The sequence below is a fragment of the Roseovarius sp. MMSF_3359 genome (assembly GCF_030733385.1).
Lineage (GTDB): Bacteria > Pseudomonadota > Alphaproteobacteria > Rhodobacterales > Rhodobacteraceae > Roseovarius.
This window is the reverse complement of sequence record NZ_JASHJC010000004.1, coordinates 281,955-294,536: the sequence shown is the minus strand read 5'-3', so window position 1 is coordinate 294,536 and position 12,582 is coordinate 281,955. Positions and strand designations below refer to the sequence as shown.

12 protein-coding genes are annotated in these 12,582 nt (G+C 60.4%); 8 read left to right on the top strand and 4 right to left on the bottom strand.

Features of this window, described 5'->3' with window-relative positions:
- The first annotated feature begins 36 nt into the window (after positions 1-36).
- Both RBB29_RS08345 and RBB29_RS08340 read left to right on the top strand, forming a co-directional pair.
- Positions 37-1,866, top strand: a complete 1,830-nt coding sequence (locus tag RBB29_RS08345) for an extracellular solute-binding protein (protein WP_306114114.1) — start codon at positions 37-39, stop codon at positions 1,864-1,866.
- A 128-nt stretch (positions 1,867-1,994) separates the two neighbouring features.
- Positions 1,995-2,180 carry a hypothetical protein gene (locus RBB29_RS08340; RefSeq protein ID WP_306114113.1) on the top strand — a complete coding sequence of 62 codons (186 nt, stop codon included), beginning with the start codon at positions 1,995-1,997 and terminating at the stop codon, positions 2,178-2,180.
- Here RBB29_RS08340 and RBB29_RS08335 read toward each other — a convergent pair.
- Both RBB29_RS08335 and RBB29_RS08330 read right to left on the bottom strand, forming a co-directional pair.
- Complete coding sequence (locus tag RBB29_RS08335) at positions 2,177-2,899, bottom strand: RlmE family RNA methyltransferase (RefSeq protein ID WP_306114112.1); 723 nt, start codon at positions 2,897-2,899, stop codon at positions 2,177-2,179. The two genes, RBB29_RS08340 and RBB29_RS08335, sit on opposite strands and share 4 nt — an antisense overlap.
- A complete protein-coding gene (locus RBB29_RS08330; RefSeq protein WP_306114111.1) occupies positions 2,899-4,014 on the bottom strand; it encodes a Ppx/GppA phosphatase family protein in 1,116 nt (371 codons plus the stop codon). The genes RBB29_RS08335 and RBB29_RS08330 overlap by 1 nt, the downstream gene beginning before the upstream one ends.
- Positions 4,015-4,251: 237 nt before the next feature.
- Between RBB29_RS08330 and RBB29_RS08325 the strand changes: the two genes are divergently transcribed.
- Genes RBB29_RS08325 through RBB29_RS08315 form a run of 3 tightly spaced genes read left to right on the top strand, consistent with a single transcriptional unit; the run spans position 4,252 to position 6,572 of the window.
- Positions 4,252-4,548, top strand: coding sequence for a virulence factor (locus RBB29_RS08325; RefSeq protein ID WP_306114110.1), 297 nt, complete (start codon positions 4,252-4,254; stop codon positions 4,546-4,548).
- 26 nt (positions 4,549-4,574) lie between these two features.
- On the top strand, positions 4,575-5,507 hold the full coding sequence (locus tag RBB29_RS08320) for a methylenetetrahydrofolate reductase (RefSeq protein ID WP_306114109.1): 933 nt from the start codon (positions 4,575-4,577) through the stop codon (positions 5,505-5,507).
- Positions 5,508-5,510: 3 nt separating this feature from the next.
- Positions 5,511-6,572: a methyltetrahydrofolate cobalamin methyltransferase gene (locus RBB29_RS08315; RefSeq protein ID WP_306114108.1), complete on the top strand. Its 1,062-nt coding sequence runs from the start codon at positions 5,511-5,513 to the stop codon at positions 6,570-6,572.
- Positions 6,573-6,650: 78 nt separating this feature from the next.
- Here the strand turns inward: RBB29_RS08315 and RBB29_RS08310 are convergent, their stop codons facing one another.
- Together RBB29_RS08310 and RBB29_RS08305 are read right to left on the bottom strand one after the other, a co-directional pair.
- Positions 6,651-7,286, bottom strand: a complete 636-nt coding sequence (locus RBB29_RS08310) for a hypothetical protein (RefSeq protein WP_306114107.1) — start codon at positions 7,284-7,286, stop codon at positions 6,651-6,653.
- Positions 7,287-7,600: 314 nt separating this feature from the next.
- On the bottom strand, positions 7,601-8,206 hold the full coding sequence (locus RBB29_RS08305; RefSeq protein ID WP_306114106.1) for a response regulator transcription factor: 606 nt from the start codon (positions 8,204-8,206) through the stop codon (positions 7,601-7,603).
- Between the two features lie 214 nt (positions 8,207-8,420).
- Between RBB29_RS08305 and RBB29_RS08300 the strand changes: the two genes are divergently transcribed.
- From RBB29_RS08300 to RBB29_RS08290, 3 genes are all read left to right on the top strand, one after another.
- On the top strand, positions 8,421-8,930 hold the full coding sequence (locus RBB29_RS08300; RefSeq protein WP_306121125.1) for a molybdopterin-dependent oxidoreductase: 510 nt from the start codon (positions 8,421-8,423) through the stop codon (positions 8,928-8,930).
- Positions 8,931-9,010: 80 nt separating this feature from the next.
- Positions 9,011-11,503 (top strand): ATP-binding protein, encoded by a 2,493-nt coding sequence (locus RBB29_RS08295; RefSeq protein WP_306114104.1) that lies wholly within the window; start codon positions 9,011-9,013, stop codon positions 11,501-11,503.
- Positions 11,504-11,569: 66 nt separating this feature from the next.
- Complete coding sequence (locus RBB29_RS08290) at positions 11,570-12,559, top strand: LysR family transcriptional regulator (protein WP_306121127.1); 990 nt, start codon at positions 11,570-11,572, stop codon at positions 12,557-12,559.
- Positions 12,560-12,582 lie beyond the last annotated feature (23 nt).

Below are 12,582 nucleotides of genomic sequence, written 5' to 3'. Positions count from 1 at the left end.
GCAGAGAAACAAGGTGGATGAGGAATTGTTGCCAAAATGAGATCAGAATTTTTCCGCCGATCGCGGGCCCTGGCAGCAGCAATTCTTGCAATTTCCTTCACTCAGCCGTCGGTTGCAGAACCCACCCATGGCATAGCTATGTATGGCGATCCGGCCCTACCACCGGATTTTGTGTCCCTGCCCTATGCCAACCCCGACGCGCCCAAAGGCGGCCGGGTGGTGACCGGCAATGTCGGCGGTTACGATTCGCTTAATCCCTTCACCGTCAAAGGCACGCCGCCCTGGCAGTTGCGCTACCTCACCCACGAGACGCTAATGGGCCGGTCCTATGACGAACCTTTCACGCTTTACGGCCTTCTGGCCGAATCGGTCGAGGCCGGACCGAATCGCGAATGGGTCGAATTCACCCTCCGTCCGGAGGCCCGGTTTTCCGATGGAAGCCCGGTCACCGTCGAGGATGTCATCTGGTCTTATCAGACACTTGGCAGCAAGGGCCATGGCCGCTATCGCGGCGTCTGGTCCAAGATCGAACGCATCGAGGCCACCGGACCCCGCAGCATTCGCATCACCTTCAACGCGGCCGACCGCGAACTGGCGCTGGTGGCCGGCTTGCGGCCGATCCTCAAGAAATCCCAGTGGGAGGGCAAGGATTTCGCCAATGCCGGGATCGAGGAAGTTCCCATTGGCTCTGCGCCATACGTGATCGAGAGTTTCGAACCCGGGCGGAACGTCGTCCTGCGCCGGAACCCGGACTATTGGGGCAAGGATCTGCCGCTGCGCCGTGGCACCGCTAATTTCGATGAGATCCGCATCGAGTTCTACGGCGACGACACCGTGCTTAAAGAGGCGTTCAAGGGCGGCGCTATCTCTTATGTGCGCGAATTCAACGCCGAAAAATGGGAAGCGCAATATAATTTCCCCGCAGTGACAAACGGCGATATCGTCAAATCCGAAATCCCGCATCAGAAACCTTCGGGCATGACGGGATTTGTGTTCAACACCCGCCGTGCGCCGCTGGATGATATCCGCGTCCGCGATGCCTTGATCCATGCGTTCAATTTCGAATTTATCAACGACAAACTGACCGGCGGGCGGCAGCCACGCATCACCTCCTATTTCTCGAATTCCGAACTGGGCATGCGACCGGGCCCGGCAGAGGGTCGTGTGAAAGAGCTGCTCACCCCCTTCGCCGCCGCCCTGCCCGCCGAGGTGCTGACGGGTTACGCCTTGCCCCAGGGCGATGGCAGCGTCCGCAACCGCGCCAATCTGCGCAAGGCGCGCGCGCTTCTGGCCGAGGCCGGTTGGCAGGTCGACGATGCCGGTGTTCTGACCAACGAGACTGGTGAGGCGCTGGAGCTTACCGTGCTCCTGAAGCAGGATGGGCTGATCCAGCAGGCCTCCGCCATGATGGATATCTATGCGCGCGCGCTAGAACGGCTCGGCATCAAGCTCACGATCCAATCGACGGACCAGGCGCAATATGATGCGCGGGAGGCCGAGTATGACTTCGACCTCGCCTTCTTCCGCCGCTCGATCTCACTCAGCCCCGGCAATGAGCAGCTCTTCTATTGGGGGGCCGAGGCCGCGGATCAACCCGGTGGGCGTAACCTGATGGGCATGAAATCCCCGGCGGTCGAAGCGATGATCGACGCCATGTTGCAATCGCAATCCCGCGAGGACTTCATCGCCGCCACCCGCGCGCTCGACCGGGTGCTGACCACCGGGCGGTATGTCATTCCGATCCAGCAATACGCTGTTGGCCGCATCGCCCATGTCAAGGAATTGAAATACCCCGAGGATGCCCTGCCGATCTATGGTGACGGTGTGCATTTCCTGCCCAACGTCTGGTGGTACGAGGAAGAGTGACACGTCACATCCTCCCCGCAATTGTCCCGCGAAAGCCCCATTTTTGTTCTGAGCCGGCACAAAATACGCCTTAATGGGATGTCAATCTGATCCAACGATAGTCGTCTTGACGGCAAATTGAGGATCCGATGGCACAGTCAAACCATGATGCAGAAACAGAGCGCCATGCACGCCTATTCGAATTGATCCGGCAGGATAACATGGTGCAGGAAGCCAAACTTGCAGCACCTACCACCCCCGCGCTCGACCTAGGTCAGATGCAGCGGTTCCTGAAACGTGCCGACCGGTCCTTCGGCCGCGACAATCAGGTTTAATTATCGCCCCTAAATCCCGTCGCCACAACGAATTTCTCGGAACTGTCCGCGCGTGACGCCGGTGGTTTGACATTAGCCACCTTGGTAAACCGTTGCTTCAGGATCTTTTGCAGCTCGCCCTCGGCCCCACCAGCAAGAACCTTTGAGACGAACGTGCCGCCCTGTTCCAGCACATCAAAGGCAAGGTAGGCCGCCGCCTCGCACAGCGCCATGATCCGCAGATGGTCGGTCTGCTTATGACCGGAGGACGCCGCCGCCATGTCCGACATGACCACATCGGCCTTGCCGCCCAGCCATTCCTTGACCTTGTCATCGGCACCCTCATCCATGAAGTCGAGCACGTGGAATTCACATCCTGCAAGCGGTTCGACCTCCTGCAAATCGACGCCGATGATCCGACCCACGGCCTTACCCGATTTTTCGCCAAGCGCATTCACCCGCGGCACGGCGACCTGACACCACCCCCCGGGCGCACAGCCGAGGTCTACCACCCGCGCGCCGGGCACGAGAAAGCGGAACTTGTCGTCCAGCTCCATGATCTTGAAGGCCGCGCGACCGCGATATCCCTCGTTCTGAGCGCGTTTGACATAAGGGTCGTTCAATTGCCGTTGCAACCAGCGCGTCGATGACGCCCGCCGCCCGCGCGCCGTCTTGACCTTGACCGTCAGATCACGCTGCCCGCGCCCCGAGGTGTTCTTGCCGTCCGGTCCCTTGGCCATCACTCGTGTTCCTCATCTGTCAGCACACCGTCCTCGGACATCTGCGCATAGAGCATCCCTTCGCGCAGGCCGCGGTCCGCCACCGACAGGCGATCCGTCGGCCAACACCGCAAGAGCGCCTGCAAGATGGCCGCGCCGGACATGATAAGCGCCTGCCGATCCATGCCGATACGCGGGTCGCGCCGCCGTCCGGTGGGTCCAAGTGCCAGGTAAGAGCGGATCACCTTGTCGATCTCGTCGCTGGTCATCCGCAGCCCGTCCACCTTGTTACGGTCATAGCGTTTGAGGCCGAGGTGACTGGCCGCGACGGTGGTGACGGTGCCGCTGGTGCCGACGATCTGGAACCCTTCGCGGGGCGGCTCGTCCTTGTAAGGCGCGAATTCGGCAAGGTTTTCTTCGAAGAACCAGCTCATCAATGCAAACCGCGCGCTGTCATCTTCGACATCGTTGAACTGATCGCGCAGCGTCGCCACACCAAGCGGCACACTGATCCAGTCGACCACTTTCGCCGCCGGGGAGGATCCATCCGAAGAATGGAAGCCGTTATGCATCCGCATGATGGATTTCGGCCGCTCCGCCGGAGGAACATTGGTCAGGTCGATCCACACCAACTCGGTGGAGCCGCCGCCAATATCGACGACCAGAAGCTGATCCGTCTTGCGGCTGACTAGCGGCGCGCAGGAGACCACGGCCAGCTGCGCCTCTTCCTGCGGTTCGATGATATCGAGATGAAGGCCGGTTTCCCGCCGGACGCGGGCCATGAATTCGCCCCCGTTGCTGGCGCGGCGGCAGGCCTCGGTCGCGACAAGGCGCATGCGGGTCACGCGATTGCGCTTGAGCTTCTGCTGACACACCCGGAGGGCCTGAATGGTGCGATAGATCGACGAGCGCGACAGGCGCCCAGAGCGTTCGAGCCCGGCCCCGAGTTGTACCGATTTCGAGAAGCTGTCCACGACAACGAACTGACTGCCCTGTGGCTGGGCAATCAGCATACGACAGCTATTTGTTCCAAGGTCCAGCGCCGCATAGAGGTTGGCTGGACCCGGCGAGCTCAGTGCGGGGCTCTCTACCGATTTCGGGATCGCGCCCGCACCTTCGGGACGCTTGGGCGTCATGACGTCACGCCCTCCATTTCGAGTTGCCCTCAAACTAGTTCCAATCCGCCCGCCACGCAAGCATTGGCGAGATTGATGATGATCTTGAACGGATTTCACAATTTGGGCGGTAGCGGCGCCGGGTCGCCTTGCGCTAGGGTGCGCGCGTCGTTCACGGCCTTAAACTTGTCGAAAATGGATGCCGCGTTCACGCCGCGCTGCATTAGAGAAAGGCAACTGGGCATAGAGGAATCAGCCATGGTTGATGTCACCATCGTGTATTGGCGGGATATTCCCGCGCAGGTAATCGTCGGCAAGGGCCGCCGGGGCGCGAAAAAGCAGCTTCCCGAGCGGTTTGAGCAGGCCATTGATCGCGCCGCCATGAAGGTGAACGCGAAGAGCACGGATGACTACCTCGCCGAATGGCGCAAGGCCGCCCCCTACCCGGTTGAAGGAGACGCCGGTGAGGTGGCCGAGGCCGAGGCCGCCCGGCTTGACGCCGAATACGATCAGGACCGGATCAAGGCCCTGATTGCCAACGATGGCTGGGCATGAGCCCACGATCTTTATGGGAGGCCGCAATGGCTCTTTTGAACTTCCGCAAGCGTGAAAAAACCGGCGCGACACCGGCGAATGGTCAGGTCGAGGCGTTCCTCAAGGATTATTCCATCGAGGTGATGCCGCGCACCGCCGAAAAGGTCGAGGATTTCCGCGCCCTGCTGCCCGCCGGCACGCGCGTCTACATCGCTCATATCGAAGGCACCCCGATCGAGGATATGGTCGCGACCGCCAAGCGCATCAACGCCGAAGGGTATCCGGTGATGCCGCATTTCCCGGCGCGGATCATCAAGGATCAGGCGACGCTGGCCGACTGGATCGCGCGCTACCAGGGTGAGGCAAATGTCGATCAGGCGCTGCTGCTGGCCGGTGGCGTTGAGAAACCCCATGGCGACTTCCACAGCTCGATGCAGCTTCTGGAAGCAGGTGAGTTCGACAAGGCCGGGTTCAAACGCCTGCATGTCGCGGGTCACCCCGAGGGCAACAAGGATATCGACCCAGATGGCTCGATGAAAAACGTCGAGGACGCGCTGCGCTGGAAGCAGAAATTCAGCGAGACCACCGATGCGGAGATGGCTCTTGCCACGCAATTCGCCTTCGATGCCAAGCCGATCATCAAATGGGCGGACGATCTGGCCGCGGCGGGCATCACCCTGCCCATCCATATCGGCATCGCCGGTCCCGCCAAGCTGCAGACGCTTATCAAATTCGCCATCGCCTGCGGTGTTGGCCCGTCGCTCAAGGTCCTGCAAAAGCGCGCGATGGATGTGACCAAGCTGCTCTTGCCTTATGAGCCGACCGATGTGATTGCCGAACTGGCCGCCCACAAGGCCGCCAATCCGGATTTCAACATCACCAATGTGCACTTCTTCCCGCTGGGTGGCATCAAGACCAACGCCACCTGGGCGATTGAAAACGGCGGCGCCTCGACCGTGCCCGCCAACCAACAAGGATAAGACATGACCCGCACCATCGTCGAAAGCAAAACCAAAACCGCCGTCATCGGGTTTGACGAACCGTTCTGCGTGATCGGAGAGCGGATCAACCCGACGGGCCGCAAGAAACTGGCGGCCGAGCTGGAAGCGGGCGATTTTTCGACCGTCGAATCCGATGCCATCGCACAGGCCGCGGCGGGTGCCACGGTTCTCGATATCAACGCGGGCGTGGTCTATAACTCCAACCCCAACCCAAACGAGACCGAACCGCCGCTGATGACCAAGGTGGTCGAGCTGGTGCAGGGGCTTGTCGATCTGCCGCTTTGCATCGACAGTTCGGTGCCGGGCGCGCTTGAGGCCGGTCTTGAGGCTGCCGAGGGGCGTCCGCTCCTGAACTCGGTCACCGGCGAGGAAGACCGGCTTGAGATGGTCCTGCCGCTCGTGAAGAAGTTCAACGTGCCGGTCGTGGCAATCTCGAACGACGACACCGGCATTTCCGAGGACCCGGATGTGCGCTTCGCCGTGGCCAAGAAGATCGTGGAACGCGCGGCAGATTTCGGCATCCCCGCCCATGACATCGTGGTCGATCCGCTGGTCATGCCCATCGGTGCGATGGCGACCGCCGGTCAGCAGGTGTTTACCCTGGTGCGCAAACTGCGCGAAGAACTTGGCGTGAACACGACTTGCGGCGCCTCGAACATCTCCTTCGGCCTGCCCAACCGTCACGGCATCAACAACGCTTTCCTGCCGATGGCCATGGGTGCGGGTATGACGTCGGCGATCATGAACCCGATTGCGTTGCCTGTGAAGCAGGCCGAGATCGACGCCAAGAAAGCCGAGATCGCTGCTGCGGGTCTGGTGGTTCCGGAAGACATGGACATGGAAACCTTCTGCCAGCTCTTTGGCCTTGGCTCGACCAAACCCAAAGCGGGCAAGGAGATGGAGGCAATCATGGCCGCCAACTTCCTGACCAACAACGACCCCCATGGCGGCAACTGGATCAAGTTCAACAAGGCCCCGCCAAAGGCCGGTGAAGAGGGCCGTGGCCGTGGTGGCCGCGCCGGAGGCCGCCGCCGCCGCGCCTAGGGACATTTGCCGAGAGAGTAGTTAAAGGCCCCGCATATCTCTCAGCGGGGCTTTTTGCCTGATGCCCGCTCTGAGCCCCTAATGACTGGAGTTGTCGGCTGACAGTCGTGCTTCATACTCATCGACATAAGCGAACCATTGAGCAAAAAGACCCGAATACTCGCTGTTTCGATCAAGTGATCGAGCCAGCGAAAGCTGCGCTCTCATGCCATCTAGCCCTTTACGCCAATCATCATGGTCAATGAGAATTCCAGTGGGCCACTCGTGAAAGCTATATCGCAATAAGCCCAATAAAGCCCCAAGGTAGGCGCTCTGGTATCGCGTTGAACTTGGATCGGAATCAAATGCTTCACGAAAAAGTTCTAACGCCGTGCGCTGATCCAGCTGATTGAAGAGAGCACGATCAGAATAAAGGTTTTGTGAATATTTTCCGAAAAGATAACTGGCTTCCGCTTCTCCACGGTCAAAGGCAGCCTTCAATGATGGAAAGACGATTTCCTTGAAAATTTCGTGTCTAACGCGGCTCGCTCTGTTTCTGGGCATTCGAGACAAATTAACTTTGGTCCATCTATCCTTCGCTGCGTTGTCAGAAACTTCTTTGATAAGCGCAGAAACAGCTCTTTTTGCCTCTTTGCGCATTCCTAATGCGTCAAATTTCAGGAACTGCTCAAACAGCTCTTCCGCGTGTTGTTTTGTTTCGCCCTTGCTAGTCATTTGGTGATGCTACATGCAGGCTATGTTGAACTTCAATGACCGCTTTGTCCGCTCAGGTCCCAATGCGACCCCTGCTGCCTTTCAGGAACAGCCGCGCTATAGCCAGACCGCGGGGTGGCGATCAACCGTCCTTAGGCACACTTTATCTTTGCCAAATCCGAAAATGCCCCGATCATTGCGCAACCTCTCCCAATCGCCAGCCCTTGCGGACGGTCTGGCGATCGCGCGGCGGCCTGCGGCCTTGATTCCGCGCGGGACATGAAAGTCGAACGGCAGCTTCATCCTCAGAGCGGACATGAGCCAGGGACTACCGGCTACATCAACCCCAGATCACGTCCCAGCATCGCCGCGTGGGTTCGGTTCCGGGCGCCGAGTTTGCGCGACAGTGTCTTGACGTGCAGTTTGACGGTCACTTCCTGAATATCGAGATCCCGGGCGATTTCCTTGTTGGATTTCCCCTCGGTGATGCCCAGAAGCACATCGCGTTCCCGGGGCGTCAGGTTGACGTCCAACTGATCTGCGCTCTCGTCATTGAGAAATTCCAGCGGCATATAGACTTCACCGGTCAGCATATGGCGCACGGCACTGACCAGCGATTGCGGCGCCAGTGTCTTGGGAAGGAACCCGGCGGCACCAGACGATAGCGCACGGCGCGCAACATCGGGGGTCGCCGTCCCGGACAGGATCGCCACGGGAAATCCCGTTTGCGCCCGCATCTTGGCCAATCCCGAAAGGGCATCCATGCCCGGCATCGAATAGTCCAGCATCACCAGCTCAAACGGCCCTTCCCGCTGCGCCAATTCAAGCGCCTCATCGAAACTCTGGGCGGTCACAACCTCATAGCCGCCCTGCAGGCGCAGGAAGTCCGCGACCGTTTCGCGCACCAGTTCATGATCGTCTGCCAGCAGTAGTTTATGCATGAATTTTCATCCAATACGCCCATGCCCCGTAAGGCCATCACACCCCCGAACCTTGAGGAGTGCCTTGCCTGCGCGACGAGCTTCTTGTGCGTCAATTCCTACCCTAATACCAGCCGAATAATACGCCCTGACTATCCAATTGCATAGGGGGATGGCTTTGCATAAGGGAAACTGTTTTGAATCGCTCGGGATGGTTTTGGAAATGTTGACGAAAATGTTCAGAGTCAGTTTGCTCGCTTGCGTGATTTCGATCGTTCTTCTCACCGTTTCCGGCCCTGCCCGACCGGTTTTCGCGGAGGGCGACCCGGTTTTGCTGACCCTTGAAATCACCGCGCAGGATGGTGCCGCAAGTGATGTCGTCACCTTGACTGGCACCGATCTTCGGGCGCTGCCGACCATCTCGTTTACCACCAGGACCAACTGGACCAGCGGCGCGAAGACTTTCACCGGTGTCGCACTGCAGACGTTGCTTGACCGGTTCGACGTGACCGGAGGAGAGATCGAACTGATCGCGATCAATGAGTATAGTGTCATCCTGCCCGTCGATGACCCAACGAACGATGGGGCGATGCTGGCCTATCTGATGGATGGCAACCCGATGACGCCGCGCGACAAGGGGCCCATCTGGATGGTCTACAACTACGATGCAGACCGGAAGTACCGCACCGAAACCGTGTTCTCGCGCAGCATTTGGCAACTGGACCGGATCATCATTTCGCGCTAGCACGGGTCAGGCGCACTTTTTAGGCGGAAAATTTGACGGCTCGACAACTTTACAGACGCATCATGGCGCGGCGGACTCAGATGACAGTGCTGAGTATCGCGGCAGCGTTGTGCCTTGGCGCCACGGCCATCATCACCGCGCAGGTGTTCCTCAAGCTCGATGACTATCGCGCGGCCTACAGTGACAATATTCAATGGACCGTTGCCAAGCTCGAGGTCGAGCATGCGAAATACATTCACGCGATCGAAAACCTGTCGCCTGCCTCCACCACGTCGCTGGCCCACATGCGGCGGCGTTTCGATATCTACTATAGCCGTGTCGATACGATTTCGACCGCGGAAACCTATCAGAAGGTCCTGAGCGGCCCACGCGCCCGCGATCTTGTCACGACCCTTCGGGATGGCACCCATGCGCAGGCCGCCCTGATCGACGGCCCGGATACGTCTGTCTACCAACAACAAGGTGAATTGCTCGAGATGGCGCTCGGCCTGTCTCAAACCGTGCAGCGCCTGTCAAGCATCGGCATCGCCTATGACGTGGAGCGCCGGGAGACGCAGCGGACGGAACTGGCCAAGAAACTCCTGTCGATGATTGCCCTGACGCTGGCGCTACTTTCGACGCTGGCCGCGCTGCTTGCCCTGTTCTGGCGCCTCTATAGCCGGTACCGCCGCCGGGCGATGCAGAATCGCAATACGCTCAACCGGCTGGCCACGATCATCAACACCTCGCAGGATGCGATCATCGTGATGAAGCCATCCGGCGCGATCATCGAAGGCAACCGGGTGGCCGAGACGATCTTTGGCCTGCCGCATGGGGACGGACCGCCAGCCAATATCACCAAGATCCTGTTCAAGGCCGATGAAACCGGAACCCTCAACCCGGTCACGGGCGAGCGGCTGATCGGGTCCTGCGCACAGGGGCCCAACCTCTGCACGAAACTCTCGGCGCGGGACAAATCCGGGCGTATCTTTCCGGTCGAGATGTCGGCCAGCATGGCATCGCGCTCGGGCGACAATGTCTGCGTCTGTTTCCTGCGCGATATCTCGCAGCGGGTCGCAACCGAGGCGGAAATGCGGGCCGCCCGCGACAAGGCGCTTGAAGGCGAAAAGGCCAAGGCGCGCTTTCTCGGCATGATCAGCCACGAGATGCGCACACCGCTGAACGGCATCCTCGGGGCGCTTGATCTGCTTGAGGATACCGCCCTGTCGCCCGAACAGTCCCGCTACACCCAGATCATGCAATCCTCGGGGCAGCTCGTGCTGAACCAGATCAACGATGCGCTGGACGTGACCCAGGCCGTCGGCGAGCGCCTGAGCCTTGTGACTGAGCGTTTTGATCTCGACGAGCTTCTCGAAGAGCTCCTGTGCGGTCAAAAGGCGGTTGCCGAGACCCACGGCAACACGGTCGACATGGTGCGCTCCCCGGTGCCGCTGGGGCCGGTGCTCGGTGATCCGAACCGGCTACACCAGGTGCTGCTGAACCTGCTATCGAACGCGATCAAGTTCACCACCGACGGTCAGGTTTCGATCGAGGTCACCCGGCTTGGCCCCGCTGGCGCACCCTCCGACGAAATCGAATTTCAGATCAGCGACACCGGTGTCGGGATCGATGAAGAGGATCTGGGCCGTATCTTTGATGATTTCGTCCGTCTCGATGATGTCGGCACGACCGAAGGCACCGGGCTTGGGCTTGGCATCGCCAAACACCTTGTCACGCTCATGGGCGGCAAGATCGGCGCAGAAAGCGAGCGGGGCGAGGGCAGTCTTTTCTGGGTGAGGTTGCCGCTGCCGCCAGCGGACCAAGATCGCAACACCACTGCAATTCCGTCGCTGCACCAGATCCCGCAACGTGCGCTCGACGTGCTGGTGGTCGAGGATAACGGCAGCAACCGGTTTGTCCTGCACGAGATGCTGCGCAAGGACGGGCATAACGTCGTGCTGGCCACCGATGGTGACGAAGGGGTGGCCGAGGCCGCAAAACACCGGTTCGACCTCATCCTAATGGACATCAACATGCCGCGCGTCGACGGGATCGAGGCGACCCGGCAGATCCGCAACGGCGAGGGCGCCTCCCGCGATAGCCGCATCGTCGCGCTGACGGCCCATTTCCGGCCGGAGCACAACGAGAGTTTCCGCGGGGTCGAGATCGACTCGATCCGCACCAAACCCCTGCGCCGGGCGGTTCTGCGGGACATTCTTGCCGGTGGCCCGGTCCGACAGGCCCCACGCGCGGAAAAACATGGCGTGGACACCCAGGTTCTGGATCAACTCTATGCCGTGCTCCCGACGCAAAACCTGACCCGGGTGCTCGATGATTTCGTCGCCGAAGGCCAGGGTTTTGTCGATGGCATCGATGTGACCCATGCGGATCCAAGCCCCGGGTTGGCGGCTGAGCTCCATCAATTTGCAGGATCCGCTGCGACCTTTGGCGCCGTCGCCCTGCAACAGGCCCTTTGCCAAGCGGAAACTGCGGCACTCTCGGATGACGCGGCCGAACTGCGGCGATCCCTGGCCCCCCTGCCCGGTCTTTGGCGTGATACGCTCGACGCGATCGATAGCCGCCGCGCCGCATAACCCACGCTGTCTGACTGGCGAACCGGGGCTTTACTTTCGACCTGATCGAATATTCATTTGGACGAAGTGAAATATCGCGCCGTGGTCGCCATGAAGAAATCCCAACTCAGCCTCAAATGGCTCGAAGTCTTTCAACTCGTTGCGCGGAGCGGGTCACTTCAATCCGCCGCGGAGCAGGCCGGATTGTCGGTCAGCACGGTCTCGCATCACCTCTCAAAGCTCGAAGAAACCCTCGGCGCGCCGCTCTTTGACCATGGCCGGCGACCGATGCCCGTCACCCCCGCCGGGGCCAGTTTCCTGCGCAACGTGGACGAGGCAATGCGCCTTTTGCACCGCGCCGAAATCGACGCCCGCGCTGGCCCGCTTTCCGAAGCGCGGCATCTCTCCCTCGCCCTCGTTGAGGATTTCGACAGCGAGATTGCCCCGGAACTGGCGCGGATTCTGCTGGCGCATATGCCGGCCTGCACCTTCCGCCACCTGACCCGGCCCAGTCATGAGATCCTGACCCTTTTGCGCAATCAGGACATCGATATCGGCGTCGCGACGCAGCCGCAATATGGGCAGCCGGGGCTGATCGAAACGCCGCTTCTGCGGGATCCTTTCGTGCTGGCGGTGCCGTTGAATGTGACCACCCCGCCCGAGGACTTCCTGACCGGTGCCGGAGACTTGCCTTTTCTGCGCTACAGCCAGAACCAGATCATCGGCGCGATGATCGAAGCGCAATTGCGGCGCCTGCGGATTTCGTTGCCCAACCGGTTTGAGTTCGAAAGCAACCAGTCGATCATGAACATGGTGGCCGAAGGGTGTGGATGGGCGATCACCACCCCCGCCTGCTATGCCCGGGCGCGGCGGTTTCATCGTCAATTGCGCCTCGTCCCCTTCCCCGGCAAGGGGTTTGCCCGAACCCTTTCGGCCTTCACCCCCGAGGTCCACGACACCCAGACCGTCGCCGCCGTCATCGCAACTCTTCGGCAGTTGATCCAGACCCGTGCTGTTGATCCCGCCATCACCCAATTGCCCTGGCTCAGGGATCACTTCTACGTCCTCGACGCCTGAGATCACCCGGGCGAAACCCCCGG